22 protein-coding genes are annotated in these 22,039 nt (G+C 58.4%); 11 read left to right on the top strand and 11 right to left on the bottom strand.

Features of this window, described 5'->3' with window-relative positions:
* Nucleotides 1–22: 22 nt before the first annotated feature.
* On the bottom strand, nt 23–1,285 hold the full coding sequence (gene purD / locus ACR0AJ_RS02635; RefSeq protein WP_170409356.1) for a phosphoribosylamine--glycine ligase: 1,263 nt from the start codon (nt 1,283–1,285) through the stop codon (nt 23–25).
* Nucleotides 1,286–1,360: 75 nt separating this feature from the next.
* Between purD and xseA the strand changes: the two genes are divergently transcribed.
* The gene (gene xseA, locus ACR0AJ_RS02640; RefSeq protein WP_480740018.1) at nt 1,361–2,854 is read left to right on the top strand and encodes an exodeoxyribonuclease VII large subunit; all 1,494 of its coding nucleotides are present in this window, start codon (nt 1,361–1,363) and stop codon (nt 2,852–2,854) included.
* 7 nt (nt 2,855–2,861) lie between these two features.
* On the opposite strand, the gene ACR0AJ_RS02645 is transcribed toward xseA, so the two are convergent.
* Nucleotides 2,862–3,257 (bottom strand): hypothetical protein, encoded by a 396-nt coding sequence (locus tag ACR0AJ_RS02645; protein ID WP_170348303.1) that lies wholly within the window; start codon nt 3,255–3,257, stop codon nt 2,862–2,864.
* Between the two features lie 124 nt (nt 3,258–3,381).
* On the opposite strand from ACR0AJ_RS02645, the gene ACR0AJ_RS02650 reads away from it, so the two are divergent.
* The 5 genes from ACR0AJ_RS02650 (at nt 3,382) to ACR0AJ_RS02670 (ending at nt 7,661) form a co-directional block, all read left to right on the top strand.
* A complete protein-coding gene (locus ACR0AJ_RS02650; RefSeq protein WP_480646299.1) occupies nt 3,382–4,020 on the top strand; it encodes a lysoplasmalogenase in 639 nt (212 codons plus the stop codon).
* 58 nt (nt 4,021–4,078) lie between these two features.
* The gene (gene ftsY / locus ACR0AJ_RS02655) at nt 4,079–5,242 is read left to right on the top strand and encodes a signal recognition particle-docking protein FtsY (RefSeq protein ID WP_480646297.1); all 1,164 of its coding nucleotides are present in this window, start codon (nt 4,079–4,081) and stop codon (nt 5,240–5,242) included.
* Nucleotides 5,243–5,327: 85 nt separating this feature from the next.
* The gene (locus ACR0AJ_RS02660) at nt 5,328–6,230 is read left to right on the top strand and encodes an EamA family transporter (RefSeq protein WP_170348300.1); all 903 of its coding nucleotides are present in this window, start codon (nt 5,328–5,330) and stop codon (nt 6,228–6,230) included.
* Nucleotides 6,231–6,246: 16 nt separating this feature from the next.
* Nucleotides 6,247–6,852: an inner membrane-spanning protein YciB gene (locus ACR0AJ_RS02665; protein WP_170357834.1), complete on the top strand. Its 606-nt coding sequence runs from the start codon at nt 6,247–6,249 to the stop codon at nt 6,850–6,852.
* Between the two features lie 140 nt (nt 6,853–6,992).
* Nucleotides 6,993–7,661, top strand: a complete 669-nt coding sequence (locus ACR0AJ_RS02670) for a Crp/Fnr family transcriptional regulator (RefSeq protein ID WP_170348298.1) — start codon at nt 6,993–6,995, stop codon at nt 7,659–7,661.
* A gap of 219 nt (nt 7,662–7,880) precedes the next feature.
* Here ACR0AJ_RS02670 and ACR0AJ_RS02675 read toward each other — a convergent pair whose 3' ends face one another.
* The 6 genes from ACR0AJ_RS02675 to rpiA all read right to left on the bottom strand — a co-directional run bounded on the left by ACR0AJ_RS02675 (nt 7,881) and on the right by rpiA (nt 14,206).
* Nucleotides 7,881–9,317: a DegQ family serine endoprotease gene (locus ACR0AJ_RS02675; protein WP_174820436.1), complete on the bottom strand. Its 1,437-nt coding sequence runs from the start codon at nt 9,315–9,317 to the stop codon at nt 7,881–7,883.
* A gap of 185 nt (nt 9,318–9,502) precedes the next feature.
* Nucleotides 9,503–9,697 (bottom strand): DUF2065 domain-containing protein, encoded by a 195-nt coding sequence (locus tag ACR0AJ_RS02680; RefSeq protein WP_170348296.1) that lies wholly within the window; start codon nt 9,695–9,697, stop codon nt 9,503–9,505.
* The gene (gene hflC / locus ACR0AJ_RS02685; protein WP_170348295.1) at nt 9,697–10,575 is read right to left on the bottom strand and encodes a protease modulator HflC; all 879 of its coding nucleotides are present in this window, start codon (nt 10,573–10,575) and stop codon (nt 9,697–9,699) included. Before hflC ends, ACR0AJ_RS02680 begins: the two co-directional genes overlap by 1 nt.
* A complete protein-coding gene (hflK, locus tag ACR0AJ_RS02690; protein WP_170374761.1) occupies nt 10,575–11,717 on the bottom strand; it encodes an FtsH protease activity modulator HflK in 1,143 nt (380 codons plus the stop codon). The genes hflC and hflK overlap by 1 nt, the downstream gene beginning before the upstream one ends.
* A 72-nt stretch (nt 11,718–11,789) precedes the next feature.
* Nucleotides 11,790–13,148 (bottom strand): glutathione-disulfide reductase, encoded by a 1,359-nt coding sequence (gene gor, locus ACR0AJ_RS02695; protein ID WP_480740020.1) that lies wholly within the window; start codon nt 13,146–13,148, stop codon nt 11,790–11,792.
* Between the two features lie 272 nt (nt 13,149–13,420).
* Nucleotides 13,421–14,206: a ribose-5-phosphate isomerase RpiA gene (gene rpiA / locus ACR0AJ_RS02700; protein WP_170348292.1), complete on the bottom strand. Its 786-nt coding sequence runs from the start codon at nt 14,204–14,206 to the stop codon at nt 13,421–13,423.
* 167 nt (nt 14,207–14,373) lie between these two features.
* Between rpiA and ACR0AJ_RS02705 the strand changes: the two genes are divergently transcribed.
* From ACR0AJ_RS02705 to ACR0AJ_RS02720, 4 genes are read left to right on the top strand one after another with little or no spacing between them, the layout of a single operon-like run.
* A complete protein-coding gene (locus ACR0AJ_RS02705; RefSeq protein WP_170348291.1) occupies nt 14,374–15,075 on the top strand; it encodes a glutathione S-transferase family protein in 702 nt (233 codons plus the stop codon).
* Nucleotide 15,076: 1 nt separating this feature from the next.
* Nucleotides 15,077–16,450, top strand: a complete 1,374-nt coding sequence (locus tag ACR0AJ_RS02710) for an L-serine ammonia-lyase (RefSeq protein ID WP_480740022.1) — start codon at nt 15,077–15,079, stop codon at nt 16,448–16,450.
* A gap of 21 nt (nt 16,451–16,471) precedes the next feature.
* A complete protein-coding gene (locus tag ACR0AJ_RS02715; protein WP_170348289.1) occupies nt 16,472–16,882 on the top strand; it encodes a GFA family protein in 411 nt (136 codons plus the stop codon).
* A gap of 40 nt (nt 16,883–16,922) precedes the next feature.
* On the top strand, nt 16,923–17,837 hold the full coding sequence (locus tag ACR0AJ_RS02720; protein WP_480740023.1) for a DMT family transporter: 915 nt from the start codon (nt 16,923–16,925) through the stop codon (nt 17,835–17,837).
* On the opposite strand, the gene ACR0AJ_RS02725 is transcribed toward ACR0AJ_RS02720, so the two are convergent.
* On the bottom strand, nt 17,782–18,489 hold the full coding sequence (locus tag ACR0AJ_RS02725; RefSeq protein ID WP_480662208.1) for a thiamine diphosphokinase: 708 nt from the start codon (nt 18,487–18,489) through the stop codon (nt 17,782–17,784). The genes ACR0AJ_RS02720 and ACR0AJ_RS02725 overlap by 56 nt on opposite strands.
* A 121-nt stretch (nt 18,490–18,610) precedes the next feature.
* Here ACR0AJ_RS02725 and ACR0AJ_RS02730 point away from each other — a divergent pair, with 121 nt between their 5' ends.
* Entirely contained in the window at nt 18,611–20,227 is a 1,617-nt protein-coding gene (locus tag ACR0AJ_RS02730; protein WP_480740025.1) for an RNA polymerase sigma factor, read from the top strand.
* 78 nt (nt 20,228–20,305) lie between these two features.
* Here ACR0AJ_RS02730 and ACR0AJ_RS02735 read toward each other — a convergent pair whose 3' ends face one another.
* Both ACR0AJ_RS02735 and ACR0AJ_RS02740 read right to left on the bottom strand, forming a co-directional pair.
* Nucleotides 20,306–20,548 (bottom strand): DUF2842 domain-containing protein, encoded by a 243-nt coding sequence (locus ACR0AJ_RS02735; protein WP_170357820.1) that lies wholly within the window; start codon nt 20,546–20,548, stop codon nt 20,306–20,308.
* Entirely contained in the window at nt 20,548–21,843 is a 1,296-nt protein-coding gene (locus ACR0AJ_RS02740) for an adenylosuccinate synthase (protein ID WP_170348284.1), read from the bottom strand. The genes ACR0AJ_RS02735 and ACR0AJ_RS02740 overlap by 1 nt, the downstream gene beginning before the upstream one ends.
* Between the last annotated feature and the right edge of the window lie 196 nt (nt 21,844–22,039).

Here is a 22,039-nt window from a genome sequence, read left to right on the forward strand (position 1 = left end):
CAGGACGCGGGAGCGTTTTGGATCAGAGCGCCCGCCAGCCAATGTCGCGGCGGAAAAACCCATCGGGCCAGTCAATCCCGTCGACCGCCGCATAGGCCCGGTCCCGTGCCTCTTGCAATGTGCCTCCACGGGCAGTGACATTCAGTACGCGACCGCCAGAGGCCACGATCTGACCCTCCGAAGCCTTTGTTCCGGCGTGGAACACCATATTCCCGCTATCCTCGGGAAGGCCCTCCAGACCATTGATCACACTGCCCTTTTCGTACGCACCCGGATATCCATTCGCCGCCATCACCACGGTCAGGGCATGATCATCCGCCCAGTTTACCCGCGCCTCGGCCAACCGGCCCTCGGCAGCGGCATGCATCAGATCCATCGCCTGCGCACCGAGGCGCATCATAAGAACCTGACACTCGGGATCACCAAAGCGCACATTGTATTCTACCAACCGAGGCTGACCGTCCTTGATCATCAGACCGGCATAAAGGACGCCCTGAAACGGCATACCACGACGCTTCATTTCGGCCACGGTGGGCTTGATAATCTCTTCCATCGCGCGTTCTTCGATCTCAGCACTCAAAACCGGTGCCGGTGAATAGGCGCCCATACCGCCAGTATTCAGTCCGGTATCACCCTCGCCCACGCGCTTGTGGTCTTGTGCGGTGCCGACGGACAGGATGTTCTCGCCATCGCACAGCACGAACAGTGACGCCTCTTCTCCATCCATGAACTCTTCGATGACAACCTCGGCCCCTGCCCCGCCAAAAGCACCGCCGAACATGTCGTCGATGGCGTCCAGAGCGGTTTGGTCATCCATCGCCACGATCACGCCCTTGCCTGCGGCCAATCCGTCAGCCTTGACGACAATCGGAGCCCCTTGTTCGCGAATATAGGCTTTGGCTGGTTCAGCCTCGGTAAACCGCGCATAGGCTGCGGTCGGTGCGCCCGACGCATCGCAGATTTCCTTGGTAAAACTTTTCGACGCCTCCAACTGGGCTGCCGCCGCAGAAGGCCCAAAAACCAGCACGCCTGCTTCGCGCAGGCGATCCGCCACGCCGGCAGCCAAGGGTGCCTCGGGGCCTACAATCACGAAGTCAATCGCGTTTTCCTCAGCAAAACTAACGACGTCCCCACCGTTCTCAATATCCAGCGCGGCACAATCCGCGATCAGCGCGATCCCGGCATTTCCCGGCGCCACGATCAGACGGTCACATTTAGGGTTCTGCATCACCGCCCAAGCCAGGCTGTGTTCCCGCCCACCACTGCCGAGAATGAGGATATTCATGAATGCACTCCGATCTGCTTGGCCTCGCCTTGCGCGCGTTCTAAGCTGGCCGGGCATTTGACACAAGGCGCTGAAATGTCCGACCTGCTTGACGACCCCATTCCCGGCCAAAACACCCCTGAATACACTGTCTCGGACATCTCGGGCGAGGTGAAACGCACGCTAGAAGGCACGTTCGGTCGAATCCGTGTGCGCGGCGAGGTCGGGCGCGTGTTCAAGGCGCGCTCGGGTCATCTCTATTACGACATCAAGGATGACCGGAATGTGCTGGCCTGCACCACATGGAAAGGCCAGATCTCGGGCTTGTCCGTTGTCCCCGAAGAAGGGTTGGAGGTTGTGGTCACCGGTCGACTGACCGCATTTGGCGCGCAGTCGAAATACAACTTGAACGTCGATGAGGTCGCCGTTGCCGGACAAGGCGCGCTGATGGCGTTGCTGGAGAAACGCAAGAAACAGCTTGAGGTCGAAGGGCTGTTTGCCCCCGAGCGTAAAAAACCGCTGCCCTATCTGCCACAGGTCATCGGTGTTGTGACCTCTCCCTCAGGGGCGGTGATCCGGGACATACTGCACCGCCTGCGGGATCGGTTCCCGCGTAAGGTTCTGATCTGGCCAGTCGCCGTGCAGGGGTCGAACTGTGCCCCCGAAGTTGCAAATGCGATCAACGGGTTCAACAAATTAACACCCGGCGGGGCTCTACCGCGCCCCGACCTGATCATCGTCGCCCGAGGCGGCGGATCGATCGAAGATCTGTGGGGATTTAATGAGGAAATCGTGGCGCGCGCCGCTGCGGGATCAGATATCCCGCTGATCTCGGCCGTGGGGCACGAGACGGACACGACGCTGATTGACTACGTCTCAGACCGTCGCGCGCCCACCCCGACCGCCGCCGCCGAACTGGCCGTACCTGTACGGATAGAGCTGCTGGCCTGGACCGGCGAACAAGGCGCACGTCTGTCGCGTGCCGCAACCGATGCGGTCCAACGTCGGTCGCAGCGCCTGCGCGACCTATCGCGTGCGCTACCGCGACCGGACAGCCTGTTGAATACCCCGCGCCAACGGCTTGATTTGATTGCAGATCGCCTGACCCCGGCGCTTGAGCGCGGTGTGCAGAACCGCCGCCTACAAGTGGTTAAACTTTCCGCCCATTTGCGCCCTTCGACCTTGCGCAATCTTGTTTCAAGCCGACAAGAAGCCGTGCGAAGTCTGTCGTCACGCCTGTCCTTGCGTCCCATTCAGCGTGAAATCGAGATACAGCGCCAGTCCATCACCCGGTTGGCCGAGCGTATGAACGCCGCCCAAACAACGCGCCTGGACCGGATGCGACAAAAGCTGGACGCCACCGACCGCCTACGCGAAACGCTCAGCTACAAGGCAACATTGCAACGGGGTTATGCCGTGGTCCGCGCCGAGGATCAGGTTGTCACGACAAAAGCTCAGGCTGCAAAGCATGGCTCACTTGAGATAGAGTTCGCCGATGGCGTGCTGACCACCGGTCAAACAGCTGCCCCACGATCAGCTACGAAAAAAACGCCCAAAAAAGACGCGCCAGATCAGGGTTCATTGTTCTGAGCCGATCTCAGACTCCAACATCCGGCCCATAGCAGATCATCTCTTCGTCGACATCCTCGGCCTCATAAAGCTCGGTTTCTTCCGGGTCGCCTTCGAATTGCGCGATCAGACCACCCCCAGATCGGGTGAACACCCAGCATTGTGGGTCCAGACGGTCTTCGTAGATGAAACAGATCTGGGCATCCTTTTCGTACCAGACGCCATGCTTGCAATCGCCATCCAGAAACGACCAGATGACGCGGCGATTGGGCAAGTACCGCTCAACGCCATATACCTGCCCCTGAAAACCGTAGAACAGGGTTTTCCCCCGCGTGTAGTCGTCAAAATCCGCACCCGACAGGGCTGATTGAGCCGTCGCTGAATACGCGGGCAGCAGAAGAAGAATCACAAGATATCTGAGCATAGCCACATTGTGTCAGAAGCAATTGTCCGGCGCCAATCACCATTTCCGCAGGATCCCTGCCTCAACGTCACGGTTGAGGTGAATCAACAACCCGTCACAAGCTGCTGAAAACGGAGAGGTATCTATGACAACTGTACTGTTCTGGCTCGCGGCAGCTTGCGCTTTGGCCTACCTAACGCTGTCGCCGCGTCCGGCCAGCACATTGCGATCCGTGTTGAAAACTGCATCCGTCGCACTGCTGGCCGTGACTGCCTTGTTGGGTGCAGGTCCGCTTCTTCTGGTGGTCGCCCTCTTATTGTGCGCCATTGGCGACGCGCTGTTGTCGCGCGAAACTGACAGCACTTTCATGGCCGGGATTGGGGCCTTTGCCGCAGGTCACCTTGCATACATCGCCCTGTTTCTCACTCATCCTTCAAGCAATCTTGCCCTGATTTTCGACCAGCCTGGATATTTCTGGTCCCTTTTCATTCTGGGCATTGTCGCCGCCACCCTGTTGGCCCCACGGGCCGGGGACCTCAAAGGTCCTGTTCTGGGCTATATTCCGATCATTCTGGGGATGGGCGTCGCCGTACTGACACTGCCCGAAACCGACGCCCTGAGATGGGCCTTGCCTGCAGCTCTGGCCTTCATTGCCTCGGATCTTATCTTGGCAACCGAGAAGTTCCTGCTGCCCAAGGGCCACCCCGCCCTGAAGATCACGCCTTATCTGGTCTGGCCACTTTATTGGGGTGCTCAGGCGGGTCTGCTGATTGCGTTCCTCTGACCCTTTGCAACTGCCGCAAATCCGCATTAGGTGAGGGGAACACCTGCGGAGACCAAAAATGGCGTTTTTCTCAAAGCTCAAGGACAAGTTGTTCAAATCCTCGTCCCGCCTCGAACAGGGGCTTGAGGCCATTGTTGAAGATGGGGGCGAGGAAACAATCGCACCCGACCCGATCATCCCGGACCCCGAGCCGCAGCCGGAACCCGTACCGGAAGTTCCCCAACCAGTCCCAGAGGTGCCCGAACCTACGCCAGCGCCGCAACCGGTTGAGGTACCCGAGCCCGCGCCTGTTGATCCGACACCTGCCCCCCCGCCCCCCGAGGCGACACCTTCCAAAGGCGTGTTGGGTCGACTGTTCGGTCGCAGCGAGGCCAAAACCGCCGTGCGCCGTACGCTGGACGACGACATGCTGGAACAGCTCGAAGAGCTGCTGATCGCCTCGGATATGGGGGTAGATACTGCCTTACGTGTCACCGCCAACATGGCCGAAGGGCGCTTTGGCCGCAAACTCTCGACCCAGGAAATCAAACAGCTTTTGGCGCAGGAAGTGGCCCGCGTAATGGAGCCAGTCGCCAAACCCCTGCCTATCTATGCCAAACGTCCGCAAGTGGTGCTGGTCGTCGGCGTGAACGGCTCAGGTAAAACCACAACGATCGGCAAACTGGCCAGCCAGTTCAAAGCTGCCGGCAAAAAGGTCGTGATCGCTGCAGGAGATACCTTCCGCGCTGCCGCTGTCGAACAGCTGCAAGTCTGGGGCGAACGCGCGGGCGTGCCCGTCCTGACCGCCCCTGAAGGGTCCGATCCGGCCAGCCTTGCCTTCGACGCGCTGACCAAGGCGCAAGAGGACGGAGCCGACCTGCTGATGATCGACACCGCCGGTCGGCTGCAAAACCGCGCCGACCTGATGGAAGAACTGGCTAAGATCGTCCGTGTTATCCGCAAGAAAGACGAAACCGCACCGCACAACACATTGCTGGTGCTGGACGCCACCACCGGTCAAAACGCGCTGAGCCAGGTGGAAACTTTCCGCAATCTAGCCGATGTCTCGGGCCTGGTGATGACCAAACTGGACGGCACGGCCAAGGGCGGCGTTCTGGTCGCACTGGCTGACAAGTTCGGCCTGCCCATTCACGCCATCGGCGTCGGAGAGCAGATTGATGACCTCGCTGCTTTCGACCCCGAAGAATTCGCCGCCGCGCTCACTGGTCTGGATCAGTCCTGAACCGCAGCTTTATCTGGCCTCAAATACCCTCCGGGCGACTGGGGATGGAAAATCCCCGCCCCCTCCCAGCGAAATGATCTGACACTTGAGCGACTGGCTGATCTCTCTCGAAGGCACGGAAGCAGGCCATCAACTCGCCCTGGGGCTTGCTTTGATGGCCGCCTTTCTGCACGCAGTGTTCGGCGCCCTGCAAAAAGGCCGCCACGATCCATGGCTATCACGCGGTGCGATCGACGCTAGCTATTGCCTGATGGCCGCCCCGTTCGCTTTTTTTGTAGTACCGTGGCCAGAACCCTACATGTGGCCAATCTTTGCCACCGTCTGGCTGATCCATGTCGCCTACAAAGTTCTGCAGGCGATGGCCTATACCAAGGGCTCTTACACTGTCGTCTATCCGGTTGTCCGCGGCACAGGCCCCCTGTTCACCGTCATCGGTGCCTACCTGCTGTTCGGAGAAACCTTCACCGGTACCCAGTGGTTCGGCGTGGCTGTCCTGCTGGCTGGTATCTTTGGATTGGCCGCCTATAACTTTCGGTTTCTCGAAACCAACCGCGACACGCTGGGCATAGCGCTGGTATTGGCCGTTTCGACCGGCTTGTTCGTGGCGCTTTACACCACCTATGACGCCTATGGCATCCGCGCCACTGCCGATCCGTTCACCTTTCTGGCCTGGTTCTTCATGATCGACGGTGCGACCATGCCGATCTATGCCTTTCTGAGATGGCGCGCGATGATCAATCGGCCTACCATTGGGCCTTTGATGCTGCGCGGCCTTGCAGGCGGCATTATCGCCCCAATGTCTTTCGGAGCCATCATGCTGGCCACAAGGCTCGACAAGGTCGGCGAAGCGGCAGTCCTACGTGAAACCTCAACCGTCTTTGCGGCCCTGATCGGATGGCTGGTGTTGAAGGAAACCGTGGGGCCACGGCGGATTGCACTGATGGCATTGATTGCACTCGGCGCCGTAATAGTTGAAATGGGCGGGTAAGCAGCAGGAAACCACTATGTCAGGCAAAAAAGAGATCAACCCGTTTCTGAAACAAGTGCTGGAGCTTGGGCCTCCACTGGCTTTTTTCTTCATCTACCTACGCCTGCGCGACGACAGCTTCCTGATCGGCGGCATCGAGTATTCCGGTTTTATCATTGCCACCATCCTTTTCGTGCCGCTGATGCTGGCCGCGATGGGGGTTCTTTGGTTCCTGACCGGTAAGCTCAGCCGGATACAGATTTTCACCGCATTCATGGTCATCTTCTTTGGCGGCCTGACCGCCTGGTTCAATGACGAGCGGTTTTTCAAAATGAAAACCACGCTGGTCTACGGCTTCTTTTCAATCATGCTTGGCATCGGTCTGCTGCAAGGCAAATCCTACCTCGCCTATGTCCTGGACGAGATGCTGCCGATGCGCCACGAGGGTTGGATGATCCTGACCCGGCGACTCTGCGGTTGTTTCGCGGTTCTGGCGGTGGCCAACGAATTTGTCTGGCGGACGATGTCCACCGACCTTTGGGTCAAGATCGAAACATTCGGCTTTCCCATAGCGCTGATGGTGTTTCTGATGCTGCAATTCAATCTGCTGCAAAGCTATATGGATGACCCCGACCACCAGTAGATGAACCGGTTGGGAAGGCGTTCGCCTCATACGTTTGCGATGGTTTGTCGGCCGATGCCGACAAAAACCTTGGCTTAACGCCGAACCTGTGGAAAGTTGTGTCACCACCAAAACACTCACAGCCGGAGAATCTGGAACTCATGACGGCTTTCCCAGACAGCGGCTTCCTGTCCGAGGCATCCGACGGGTTGAAAGCCATGCTTTCCGCCCAGGCGACTGAAATCGCACTGGAACGTGGTGACGTCCTGTTTGAACAGGGTGACGAGGGTGACGCATTGTACGCCATTCTCGAAGGTACGCTTGAGGTGTCCTTTCTGGCCATGAGCGGCCGCAAGCTGTCGCTGACCCTTATGCGCCCTGGTGAGGTGTTCGGAGAGATTGCACTGTTCGACAGCGGCCCTCGCACAGCCACCATCGCCGCGGCAGAATCCTCGCGCATTCTGCGTGTCCGGCAGGGGGATGTGATGGAGCAAATTCGCCAGCACCCCGATCTGGCGGTTGACTTGATCCGATTGGCCGGTCTGCGCATGCGGTGGATGGGGTCGCAGCTGAATGAGCAGGTGTTCCTGCCGATGCCAATCCGGTTGGCCCGCAAGCTGTTACACCTGTCCGGACTTCAGGATGACCCATCGACCCGGATCACCCTGTCGCAAAGCGAACTTGCCGAATTCGTTGGCGCCACGCGCGAGGCGGTGTCCAAGACGATCTCGACCTGGAAACGCGACAACGTGGTCGAAGCTTCGCGTGGCGGGTTGATGATTCAGGATTTCCAAGCCCTGCGCGAACTGGCAGAATCCGACCTGATCTGATCCCTGTGACCTGCTTCACAGACCTTTTACAACATCAAGACTAATCTCTTAGTTGTTACCGTAGGAGGTCAGAGAATCATCCCCGATATCTGTCCACTGACCTCTCCCTGTATCAGAGCCATGCGCCTCCCCGGCGTGTGGCTCACCTTTTTTCCACCCCCCAAAAACGCAAAAAAGCCGGAGCGATAACCCCGGCCTTTTGGGTTATTTTGGTGTCAGTTACTCGCCCAGGCTCAGCGCCACAAAGCGCGGTTCACCGCCACGGCGCACCAGCAACAACAACGACTTGCGGCCTGCCTCACGCGCTTCTTCCATGCGGGCCTCGAGATCTTCAATAGAGCTGACCTTCTGCTGACCGGCTTCGGTAATCAGATCACCGGCGCGCAGCCCCTTGGAAAAAGCTTCGGACGCTTCGTCCACCGCAGTCACAACCAGCCCTTCTGCCTCCGCATCCAAATCAAGATCGGTGCGCAACGTATCCGTCAGGGGTGAAATCGTCAGGCCCAGAATATCGGCGTTTTCCTCAGGCGCGGCATCTGGTGTTTCCTCTTCCTCGCTATCCGCGCGTTCCGCTTCCTCTCGACGGCCCAGCGTGACCAGAACGGTCTGAGTGCCCCCGTCGCGATGCACCACAACACGAACCGACTTGCCAACCGTAGTCTCGCCCACCTGACGCACCAGACCGCGCGTATCTTCGACCTCGACCCCGTCAAAGCTGAGGATAACATCACCTGCAAGCAGGCCCGCATCTTTGGCCGGACCGTCCGGTACATCGCTGATCAGCGCGCCGCCGGGTTTGTCCAGCCCCATCGCCTCGGCCATGTCCTCGGTCACGTCTTGAATGCGCACGCCCAGCCAGCCACGGCGGGTTTCACCGAATTCGCGCAGTTGGTCGACGACCTTAACGACCACGTTGGACGCCATCGAGAACCCGATCCCGATGGAGCCGCCATTGGGCGACAGGATCGCGGTGTTCACGCCGATCACCTCGCCGTTCATATTAAACAGCGGCCCGCCCGAGTTCCCCCGGTTAATGGCTGCGTCCGTCTGAATATAGTCGTCATAAGAACCGCTCAGCGCCCGGTTGCGGGCCGAAACGATACCAGCCGAAACAGAAAAGCCCTGCCCCAGCGGGTTACCCATGGCAATCACCCAATCCCCCACACGCGCAATGTCGCTGTCACCGAATTGCACATATTGTAGCGGGCCCGAAGCTTCGACCTTGAGCAGCGCGATGTCTGTTTTTTCATCTGTGCCAATCACCTTGGCGGGCAGCTCTTTCTTGGGCTGGCCGTCGCCTGGAAAGAATTCCACAAGGATTTCATCAGCTTCCGCAATGACGTGGTTGTTGGTGACGATATAACCGTCCTCGGAAATCACAAAACCCGATCCCAGCGCATTGCTGCGGCGTGGGCGGTCGCCCTCTTCACCATCTCGGTCCTGAAACTCGCGAAAGAAATCCTCGAACGGAGAGCCTTCGGGCACGATCCCTTGCGGGCCAGTTTGCCCTTCGATCAGGGTCGATGTGGTGATGTTCACCACTGCCGGGCTGATCTTTTCGGCCAGCGGCGCCAGGCTTTCGCTCCGCGCCTGCGCGGCGACGGATTGGGCCAGAACAAGCAACATCCCCGCAAAGGCCAACCACATCAGCCGCATGAAACCAACACTGTCGTCCCTTTGGACGGAAATACTGCGCGCTTGTGCCTGCACTTGGGAACTCCTTGTCGAACAACGTCATAAGGGTGCCGCATAGCAACCCCTCTTGGAAACCAATGTAGTCAGTTTACCCAAGCCCGCAACTCGGGATCGCGGGGAATTCACCGGCAATTGAAATCAACGTGTCAAAACCCGAGCTGAAATGCACCCCACAACAACACCAGACCGCTGACAACACATAGCAGACCGGCCAGACGACGGGCTTGTTCAGGCAGTGACCGAAGCGCCTCAAGCATACGTTCAATAAGCGAAGGGGCCAGCGCATAGGCCAGCCCCTCGACAATCAGTACCAGCCCGAAGGCCAGAAGGATCAGGCCCATTACCGACCAGCCTGCCCGGTGGGCGATTTCAGGTAATTGAAGAACTCGGAATCCGGGCTCAGAACCATCGAACTGTTGCTACCGCCCAACGCATTTTCATAGGCCGACAAAGAGCGGTAGAATTCAAAGAACTCAGGGTCCGCGCCGTAAGCTTCGGCAAAGATCGCGTTACGTTCGGCATCTGCTTCACCGCGGATGATCTCGGCCTCACGACGAGCATCCGACACCAGTTCAACCACAGTACGATCCGCCTGGGCGCGCACTCGCTGGGCCGCCTCGTTACCACGGGCGCGTTCATCGGTCGCCTCGCGTTCACGCTCGGCCTTCATCCGGTCAAAGGTGGCCTCTAGGTTGGCTTGCGGCAGGTCAGTTGCTTTCAAGCGCACGTCGATGACGTTAACGCCCAGCGCCTGCGCTTCGGCGATCGCGCTGTTGCGGATACGCAGCATCAAGGCGGCACGGTCGGAACTCAGGATATCGCGGGACGAAACCGAACCCAGCACTTCGCGGGTTTCGGCGCGCAAGATGCGATCCAGACGATCCTCGGCGACCGGGATACCGCCAACACCGACGGCCTGACGGAAGCGGTTCAGATCGGAAATCCGATAACGTGCAAACGCATCAACAACCAAACGACGGTCATCCAGTGGCGTTACTTCAAGCGGCTGCACGTCGATCGACAGGATACGGTCGTCATAGCGCACAACTTCCTGAATCAGCGGAATCTTGAACGCCAAACCGGGCTCTTCCTTCACGGCAACGACGCGGCCAAATTGCAGAACCAGCGCACGTTCACGTTCGTCCACGATGAAAATCGAGGACAGGCCGATTACACCCAGGATCACAACCAAAATGAGGATTATAGGTGACTTACGCATTAGTTGCTCTCCTCAGTCTGATTGCGGCGCAGCTCGTTCAGCGGAAGATAAGGCACGACGCCCTGCCCCGACCCTGTCGAGTTCTCGTCGAGGATGATTTTGTCTACGTCGCCCAGAACCTGCTCCATTCGCTCCAGATACAGACGCTTGCGCGTCACATCAGGTGCCTTGGAGTATTCTTCCAGAACCGCGCTAAAGCGGCTGGCCTCACCCTGCGCGCCATTGATCTGCTGGGCGCGATAGGCTTCGGCCTCTTCCAGAACCTGCGCGGCTTCACCACGGGCCTCAGCCAGAACACGGTTCGCATAAGCGTCGGCCACGTTTTGCAGGCGGTCACGTTCTTGCGCCGCAGCCTGAACATCACGGAACGCTGCGATCACGTCCTGTGGAGGGTCAGCCTTGTCAAAGTTTACGCGGACGATGTTCACACCAGAATCGTAGCTGTCCATTGTCAGCTGAATCAATTCCTGCAACCGGTCTGCGATAATGCCCCGGTCCCTGTTCAGAATCGGTGCCAACTCGCTCTGTGCGATGATCTCGCGCATCGCCGATTCAGAAACGGCCCGAATCGTCTGACGCGGATCGCGCAAGTTAAACAGATATTTAGCCGGATCGTTGATGTTCCAGACAACCTGATAGTCGATGTCGACCACATTTTCGTCGCCGGTCAGCATCAGACCATCGTCACTGCCGCGCGCACCGCCCATGTCTTCATTCTGTTCACGGGTTACCGGGATCACCTCGGCGGTCACAAACGGCCAAGGCGCAAAGTTCAGACCCGGATTCCCAACGGCCGAAAATTCACCCAAGAACAACTCAACCGACTGTTCTTCCGGTTTGACCGTGTAGAAGCTTGCAGCTCCCCACAGACCCGCGGCAACCAGCAAACCAATTACTACCGTGCCTTTGGTGAAAACCGGACCACCGCCGCCCGTTCCCTGACCGCCGCCGCGGCCACCGCCGCCGCGACCGCCCATCAGAACGCGCAGCTGCTCTTGGCCTTTTTTCATCAGCTCATCGATCTCGGGGATCTGCGGGCCGTCGCCTTCGGGAGGCTTGCGTCCGTCCCCATTATTACCCCGATTTCCTCCGCCTCCAGAAGAGCCTCCGCCCCCCCAGGGGCCACCGCTGTTGCCCGCCATATGTATCTGTTCCTTCGTGTTGGACCGTGTGATCACGGTGTCCCTTGTAACTTGTGTGCGCGCGCTTGCAAATCAAGCAGTGCGAACAGGTTGCCGCATTGTCACCAGTTCTTCGGCCATAACCGGGTGAACGGCAACCGTGCGGTCGAAATCTTCCTTGGTTGCACCCATTTTAACGGCGATTCCTGCCAGCTGGATCATCTCGCCCGCGCCCGGTGCCACGATATGGCAACCCAACACTTTGCGGGTCGCCTGACTGACGATCAGCTTCATCAGCACCCGCTGCGTTCCACCCGCAAACGCCTTTTGCATCGGCTTGAACGAGGTTGCATATACCTCGACCGGTTCTTGCGCGGCAGCGTCTTCCTCGCTCAATCCCACGGTACCGAACTCCGGTTGGGTGAAGATCGCGGTCGGGATCAGCTCGTGATCGACCGGCGTCGGGTTGCCTTTGAACACTGTTTCGACAAAAGCCATGCCCTCGCGGATCGCAACCGGTGTCAAATTCACCCGATCTGTCACATCCCCAATTGCAAAAATCGAAGGCACGCCCGTCTGGCTGTATTCGTCCACAACGATCTCGCCCTTACGACCCCGTTCAACGCCCACTGCCTCAAGCCCTAGGTTGTCGGCATTGGGCGCACGACCAGTGGCGTACATGACAACATCAAATTGATCCTCGGTGCCGTCGGTGGCTTTGACGCGAATTTTGTTACCTTCCTTGGTCATCTCCAACACATTGGTGCCCAGACGTACATCAATACCGTTCTGGCGCATTTCCTCGCAGATCAGGCCGCGTGCTTCCTCATCAAAGCCGCGCAGAATTTGCGCGCCGCGGTAGAACTGAGTGGTCTTCACACCCATCCCGTTCATGATCCCTGCGAACTCGCTGGCGATGTAGCCGCCACCTACGATCAAGATGGATTGAGGTAATTTCTCAAGATGGAAGATTTCGTTTGAGGTGATGGCTAGATCCGAGCCCGGAAACTCGGGCACGACCGGACGACCGCCGGTGGCGATCAGGATGTGCTTGGCCGTCTTACGCGTGCCATCGGCCAGCTCAACCGTATGCGCATCAACCACATGGGCACGCTGATCAAAGCTTTCGACACCGTTGTTTTTCAGGATATTGCGATAAACACCTTCAAGCCGATCCAGTTCCGCGACCAGCTTGTCGTGGAACGTGTTCCAATCAAGCCCGCCGGGTTTAACATCCCAACCATAGGCTTGCGCGTCCTGCATTGTCCCTGAGAACTCACTGGCAAAGACCATCAGCTTTTTCGGAACACAGCCTCGGATGACACAGGTCCCGCCATAACGATCCTCTTCGGCCAGCGCCACCTTGGCACCATTCTCACCAGCAGCCACACGCGCTGCGCGAACCCCGCCCGAGCCGCCTCCGATGACGAACAGATCATAATCAAAGCTCATTTACCGTGCCTCTTTCAGTTTTCAGCAAGCGCCATCAAAGCGACGCCACGGGTGTATCTTATTGCTCACCACAGTCCAGACCGTTCTGGTGAGACAGTTGATCTTGCCAGGACGCAAAAAAAAATCGGCCAGTAATGCTCAACCGTCCTTACGAACCGCTCAGATATGGGTTTCGCCATAGATTGCAACTGGAGGGGCAGGCTCTCGAATGTGCCGTCCGGTTTTTGGAAACTGACTTCGCCGAATTGTAATGCCGAAAGCTCTGACATTCGTCAGTCAGCCAGATCCGAGAACAGGTTCTCACCACTGTCCACCAATTCGTCCAGCTCGGTGGTACCCGCGTTGATGTCGCGCAGTTCGACCCGGCCGTCCCCGTGGCCAATCACGACCTTGTCACAGATGTCGATGAACAACCCGTTCTCGACCACACCTGGCACCTGATTAAGCACCAGCGCCAACTGGCGCGCGTTGCCGATGCGCTGCAGGTGCAAATCCAAAACGTGGTTGCCTTCATCTGTCACAAAAGGGGCTTCACCATCCATCCGAAGCATGGCCGAAGTGCCCAGAACATCCATCGTGTCCAGCACCTCTTGGATCAAAGTGCGGGTGGTTTGCCAACCAAAGGGGATCACCTCGACCGGCAAAGGGAAGGCGCCCAGGGTTTCGACCTCTTTGCCGGCATCGGCGATGACGACCATCTGGTCGCTGGCCGTGGCGACGATCTTCTCCTGCAGATGCGCGCCACCGCCACCTTTGATCAGGTTCAGTTCGCCATCGAATTCATCCGCGCCATCAATGGTCAGATCCAGCCACCCCGCCTGATCCAACGAGACCACTTCGATCCCGACTTCGCAGGCCAGTTGCGCGGTGCGGATCGACGTCGGAACACCCTTGATCCGCAGCCCTTCTTTTTTGACCCGCTCACCGATGCGACGCACCATCCAAGCGGCTGTTGACCCTGTCCCCAGACCAACACGCATTCCGTCTTGCACCATGTCAGCAGCGCGACGAGCGGCGACATATTTGGCGTTATCGATGGGTGACAGATCACGGGTCATGGCAGCGTTTCCCTTTATTACTGCCAGACTTATACGAAATGCGGCAACCAACCGCGAGTGCCAAATCGCCGCCATCACGCGTAAACATGCGTGGAAAATACGCGTTTCCGAAGGGAAACGTCGCAATCGAGGCTTCCGGCATTCGCCCCGCAAGTTACATAGGGGCCATGACCGCGCCCTATCGCCTTCATTATGCCCCCGACAACGCCTCGCTGGTGATCAGACTGGTGTTGGAAGAGATGGGCCTTCCTTTTGAGACCGTATTGGTGGACCGCCGCCGGAACGAACAGGACAGCGCGGCCTATCGGGCCTTGAACCCGAATGGATTGATCCCGGTGCTGGACACCCCGCAAGGACCGATCTTTGAAACGGCAGCCATTTTGTTGTGGCTGGCGGATACGCACAAGCAACTGGCCCCTGCCCCCAACAGCCCGGATCGGGTGGCGTTTCTGAAATGGTTGTTTTTTGCGTCCAACACGCTGCACGCCGATCTGCGCATTCTTTTCTATGCTGAAAAGTACATCGACCCCGCGCAGGCCGAGACCCTGCGTGAAGGCATCCGCCCGCGCCTGCGCCAACATTTGCGTGTACTGGATGCCGAAGCCCAGAAAGCGCCGGATTGGCTGCAGGCCGACACCCCATCGGTTTTAAGCTTTTATCTGGCGTGCCAAATGCGTTGGATGGCGCTGTACCCCGCCAGCGCGGATCGCAGCTGGTTTCAGCTTAGGGACACGCCCCATCTGCAGGACATCCTGACGCGGCTCGAATCCCGCCCTGCGACCCAGGCCGCCATCGCGGCCGAAGGGTTGGGGGTTACGCCGTTCACCTCACCACGTTACGCTACACCTGAAGAAGGCTCAGCTACCTGATATGTTTCTATCTGTCTTCGATATGTTCAAAGTGGGCATCGGCCCGTCTTCGTCTCATACCATGGGGCCGATGGTGGCCGCCGCGCGTTTTCTGGACATGATGCGCGCGTCCCCGTTCGAATTTGCGGGGCTGCGCGGATCGCTGCACGGCTCGCTGGCTTTTACTGGGGTCGGTCACGCCACCGACCGTGCCACCATTCTGGGACTGGCCGGGTTTGTGCCCGACACCTACGACAACGATAAGGCTGATGCCGCGCTGGCCGAAATTTCCCAGACGAACTCGGTGACGCCCGAAGGGTTGCCGACGCTTCAGTTCAACCCAAAGACCGACCTGATCTTTGACTATGACAACAACCTGCCCGGCCACGCCAATGGCATGATCCTGATGGCCACCGACGCACAAGGCGATGTGATCCTGCGGCAGGTTTACTACTCGGTCGGCGGTGGCTTTGTCCTGACCGAAGAGGAACTGGCCGAAGGCAAGGCAACCGACGAGGGCGACCCAGTCCCGTTCCCGTTCAAATCCGCCGCCGAAATGCTTGAGATGGCAAAGACCAGCGGCAAAAGCATCGCTCAGATGAAGCGCGATAATGAAATCGCGCGCGGCTGTGCCGACAGCTTCGCCAAGGGCACTGCGCGTCTGTGGGAAGTTATGAACAATTGCATCGAGCGCGGCCTGAATACTGACGGCATTTTGCCCGGTGGCCTGAACGTGCGACGCCGCGCCAAGGGCATACACGATGCCCTTCTGGCCGAACGAGGCATGAACCTGAATGCGCCGCACACCATCAATGACTGGATGAGCGTCTATGCGATGGCGGTGAACGAGGAAAACGCCGCCGGTGGGCAGGTCGTGACCGCCCCGACCAATGGCGCGGCAGGTACGATGCCTTCGGTCCTGCGCTATTACCTTGATCACGTGCCCGGCGCGTCGGAAAGCCATATCGAAGATTTCCTTCTGACCGCTGCCGCCATTGGCGGGCTGGTGAAATATAACGCCTCGATCTCTGGCGCCGAAGCAGGTTGTCAGGCCGAGGTTGGAAGTGCGTCAGCCATGGCTGCCGCAGGCCTGTGCGCCGTCATGGGCGGCACACCGGAGCAGGTTGAAAACGCAGCTGAAATCGCGCTGGAGCATCATCTGGGCATGACCTGTGACCCGGTTGCCGGGTTGGTGCAAGTTCCATGCATCGAACGCAATGGGCTGGCTGCAATCAAAGCCGTTTCAGCGGCCTCTCTGGCATTGCGCGGTGATGGAAAACACTTTGTTCCGCTCGATTCCGTGATCGAGACCATGCGCCAAACCGGCCATGATATGCACGAAAAATACAAGGAAACGTCACTGGGCGGCCTGGCGGTGAACGTACCCAACTGCTGATGCCGCAATAAGGGGGATATCATGCGGGGACATTGTCTGTGCGGCACCATCCGGTACGAGGTTACACCTCCGGTCCTGTCCTGCGTTACTTGCCATTGCGACAGTTGCAGACGGCAATGCGCCGCGCCGATGACCACCTATTTCGGCGTGCGCGACGGTCAGTGGCGCTGGACCGGGGACGAGCCGAAAACCTTTGCCTCGTCGCCCGGTGTCACCCGCAGTTTCTGCCCCAATTGCGGCACTCCGATATCATTCCGATCACAAGCCATGTCGGACGTGCTGCATCTGTACGTGGCAACACTGGAAGACCCGAACCAGTTGGAGCCAACGTTGCACGTGGCGCATGAGGAAAAGCTGAACTGGCTGAAACTGGGTGACGGTCTGCCCACTTGCATCGGTCCAGACTATACCAAGGTTCAACCCCTGCCCTAGACGCTTCCCACCGGGCCCCAAACCACGTAGCGTCGCCCTTATGACGCAGGATCGTCCGGTCTTTGGCATCGTCCTGATGCTTGGCTTTTGCATCATCGCGCCGATGGGCGACGCGATGGCAAAGCTGTTGGCCGAAACCACACCTGTCGGCATGCTTGTCTTTGTCCGCTTTGCCGTTCAGGCGCTGGTGCTGGTCCCACTGGCCGTATTGACCGGGCGATCCCTGCGCATGCGTGGCCGTATCCTGTGGCTGACATTTATTCGCACGGTTCTGCATATCCTCGCCCTTTCAGCCATGTTCAGCTCACTGCTTTTCCTGCCGCTGGCCGACGCGATCGCCATCGTCTTTGTCATGCCGTTCATAATGTTGATCCTGGGCAAATACATACTGAAGGAAACCGTTGGCCCACGCCGCCTGATAGCCTGCGCCGTTGGCTTTGTTGGGACCTTGCTGGTCATTCAGCCCAGCTTTGTACAAGTGGGGGCCGCAGCCCTGCTACCGCTTGTGGTAGCTTTGCTCTTTTCCCTGTTCATGCTGGTGACGCGCCAAATCGCCAAAGAAACAGACCCAATCACCCTACAAGCGGCATCGGGCATGATGGCTATAATCCTAATGCTGCCAGTTCTGTTGGCCGGAACAATCGGCGGCAGTTGGGCCGTATCGCTGATCTTACCTCCCCCGGACATTCACCTTTTGCTGATCGCAATCGGGCTGCTGGGAACCGTCGCGCATCTGTTAATGACATGGTCGCTGCGCTTTGCGCCGTCGGCAACGCTGGCCCCGATGCAATATCTGGAAATTCCAATGGCCACCCTATTCGGCTGGCTAATCTTTCATGACCTGCCCAACGGGATCGCGGCCATCGGCATAGCCATCACCATTGCCGCGGGCCTTTACGTCATTCTGCACGAGCGGGCCAACGCCCGGTCAGCTCCGACAGAAACGCCTGCATGATCTGATCCAAGGCGTTGCGCGGAACCATGACCAAAAGGCCGGGCCTGTCCACCTCCAGTTCTACATCAGCCAACGCGCGATTGGAGGTCCCGACGCGACCGCTCGGCTCTAACACCAGATCATCAATCGGCCATTCCAATCCACGGCTGCGCCCCGTTACCCTCTGAAACGGAAACAGCGAAACCACATCGCCGGGTGAAAGGTCAAAAGCGATCCGCGGTGGGGCGTGGAACACGACTTCATGCTCCCCTAGCAAAATGCACGGACGATCCTGAAGTCGGATCAAAGCGCTCAGCACCGCCAATTGGTGATCCAGCCGCCCGCCCAGAAACCCAACCCCTAGCACTAGCGGCGCCTCGACACTGCGCAGGGTCTTGTCGAAATCCGTGCTGTCCTGCTCGCGGATCGGAAACAATCGCTCTGCCGGAATTCGGTCGCGATAGGCGCTGCTCAGCGAATCAAAATCACCGATAACCGCATCCGGCATCCGCCCCGAATCCATCAGCGGGATCGCTCCGCCATCCGCGGCAACAACGGTATTGACGCGAATCAGCGCCAAATTTAGGTCATCTGGACCGATTTCTCCGCCTCCGACCACTGCGATTGGCTCCTCAGACCGTACAATCGACTGATTTTTTTTAAGATTGATCATTTTTCCCGGATTTGGACACATTGAGACCACAAAATGGTAGGTTCATGCAGAGAGTTTCGAGCCATAGGTGTGCCCTCTATTGGGTGGGTGGCTCTTGTAGTTTGTAGAGGACGTGCGTCTGATGGTACAGAATAACAAGGTTTTGACCGTTTCTTATGGAACCTTCTCGTGCACTTTGGAAGGCTTTGATGATTCCTTTGAAACGATGAAAGCGATTGCCGAATACTTCCGCGATCTCGCGGCTGATGATCGCTACTTTGGTTCTGAACCCCCACAGCCTGACACCGAAATGCTGACACGGATCGCGCAGCGTGACGCATCCCGCAGGGTCGAAGCCAGTCAGAACGACTCTGGCCTGCTGATCCGCGCAACCGAAGAAAACGCCCCATCCCACCAATCCGCCGCCAGCGCTCAGGGTTTGAATGTTATCGACACGCCGCCCTCTTCTCAGCCCGTTTTTTCTGACGCGGAAACCGTAGAAGATGCCCCGGCGCCTGCCGCTGACAGTATTGCCGCCAAGTTGCAGCGCATCCGGGCCGTTGTCTCTCACTCCGAAGAAAACTCGGTCATCTACACGGAAGACGAAGACACGACCTTGATGAAAAGCGCCGCTCCGTCTGATGCAGTGGCTGCGGCCTTCGCAGCTGGTTCGCTTGACCCCGCGGATCTGGACGACACTGAAGAGGCCAGCGCGCACGTCGAAACGCAAGACGAAGCACCGAAAACAGAAGAAGCCGAGGCTGAGATGCCTCAGATCGAAGAATACGAAGCACCTGCACTGGAAGTCGAAGCCGAGGATCTGGATTCAGAGGTGTTTGACGCGACATCGGAAGACCAGACCGAAGCGGAAGAGGAAGACACATCCGACGTGCTGTTCTCGGACCTTGAAGACATTGCGAAAAGCGATTCTGAAGAGGAAGCCAACATTCTCGATGACGGCGGCGCAGATGAAGACGTCGTCGAAGCCACCGACGAAGGTGTGTTGACGGAAGAGGATGAAGTCGACCTGCTGGAAGAGATTTCAAGCGTGGAAGCTGTACTGGCAAAACGCTCGGCCAATACAGACACTGAAACGTCAGATCTGGATCGGGACGTATCGCGCCTGATGGATAAGGCCGGCGAACAGTTGAACGACCCGGACACCAGCGATCAGCGCGAGGCCTACACGCATCTGCGGGCGGCCGTCGCCGCAACCGAAGCTGAACGTGGCGACGGTAAGGCCACAGCACAGGACAGTGAGGAACAGGGCTATCGTGGAGATCTTTCCTCGGTCGTCAGCCCTCGCCGCCCGGAAATTCAGGTCACCAGCATGCGCCCCAGCAGTGACGATGCAGCCCCTCTTAAGCTGGTCGCTGAACAGCGCATCGACAATCAAACCGTAGACGCCGGACCAGTTACCCCTCGCCGCGTAAAATCCGAAACTGAAGCCGAAGACGAAACACCCGAGGAAGGTGGCTTTGCTCTGTTCGCGCAGGAACAGGGCGCGCAGTCCCTCCCCGACTTGCTTGAGGCTGCCGCCGCGTACCTGTCGTTCATCGAAGGTCAGGAACAGTTTTCGCGCCCGCAGTTGATGAACAAAATCCGTTCGCTCAAGCAAAATGACTTCAACCGCGAAGAAAGCCTGCGGTCCTTCGGTCAGTTGCTGCGCGATGGAAAGATTGAAAAAGCGGGCGGCGGGCGTTTCGCGGCCTCGACCCAGATCGGGTTCCGCCCGGATGACGAGCGCGCCGCGGGATAATCCCCCCAACTGGTACAATAGAAAAAGGGCCAGAGGTTACTCTGGCCCTTTTCTCTTCATCACCTGAATTGCCGGTGATCAATCCGAGTTTTGCTCTGGGTCTTCTTTGCCAACACCTTTGAAAACAAATTTGAACGGCAGCGCCCACACGATGCCTAAACCAACATAGACCAGCAGTTCCAACCAAATGGGCGGACGGTCGAGCCAACTCACCACCGTTACAACCGCCACAATATAGATGGGAAGCCCAATCAACAGCAGCACCAGCGACCAACGCCGCCGGGCCTTGTAGCTCAGACCGGATTTGCCGTGATCGCTCATCAGTCGGCAAACGGGTCAGTCACCAGAATGGTGTCGTCCCGCTCCGGACTGGTAGACAGAAGGGCCACGGGACACTCGATCAACTCTTCAACGCGACGTACGTATTTGATCGCGTTGGCAGGCAGATCGGCCCAGCTGCGTGCGCCTTCGGTGGATTCACTCCACCCCGGCATTTCTTCGTAGATGGGTTTGCAGCGCGCTTGTTGATCAGCTGCGGTAGGCAGATAGTCCAGACGCTCGCCATCCAGCTCATACCCCACGCAGATTTTCAGTGTCTCAAACCCGTCCAGCACGTCCAGCTTGGTCAGCGAGATGCCGTTTACACCACTTGTCGCGCAGGTTTGCCGCACCAAGCAGGCATCGAACCAGCCACAGCGACGTTTGCGGCCTGTGGTTGTGCCGAATTCGTGTCCACGTTCACCAAGGCGTTGACCGTCCGCGTCATCCAATTCGGTCGGGAACGGTCCTTCACCCACGCGGGTCGTATAGGCTTTGACGATACCGAGAACGAAATCAATCGACCCTGGACCGATACCCACACCAGTCGCCGCCTGCCCCGCGATCACATTGGACGAGGTCACAAACGGATAGGTGCCGAAATCAATATCCAGCAGCGCGCCTTGCGCCCCTTCAAAAAGGATACGCTTACCAGCCTTGCGCTTTTCGTTCAGCACCTTCCAGACCGGAGCGGCAAACGGAAGAATTTGCGGCGCGATCTCTTTCAATTGGGCGATCAGCGCGTCCCGGTCAACGGGCTCGATCCCAAGCCCCTTGCGCAGCGGGTCGTGGTGTTGCAGTGCACGATCCACGCGCGCCTCAAGCGTGGCTTCATCAGCAAGATCGGCAACACGAACAGAGCGACGGCCCACTTTGTCCTCATACGCCGGACCAATTCCGCGACCGGTCGTCCCGATCTTGGTGCCCTTGCTGGCAGCTTCTTCGCGCGCACGGTCCAGCTCGCCATGGATAGGCAGGATCAGCGGCGTATTCTCGGCAATCATCAGAGTCTCGGGCGAGATATCGACACCTTGCGCCCGAATGGTTCCGATTTCCTTGATCAGGTGCCACGGGTCCAACACAACACCATTGCCAATGACACTCAGCTTGCCGCCCCGCACGACGCCTGAAGGCAACGCATGCAGCTTGTAAACTTCACCATCAATGACCAGCGTATGACCGGCATTATGCCCGCCTTGAAAACGCGCGATCACGTCTGCCCGTTCGCTGAGCCAGTCGACGATCTTGCCTTTTCCTTCGTCGCCCCACTGGGCGCCGACAACAACCACATTGGCCATATCCGGTCCTTTTGCGCTGAATTATCAAACTCGGCTCATATAGCGGGGTCAAAGCGGCAGGGAAACCGGTAATTCGCCGCAGTTCAGAACCGCGCAATGTGCGGTGCCTCCGGCGGGGATAGTTTCGGCCAGATGAAGTATGGCTCCCCTGTTCATCCGGCCTCAAATATCTTGGAGGAGTCGCCCAGAACAGGCG

The sequence above is a fragment of the Ruegeria sp. CJ9 genome (assembly GCF_056536625.1).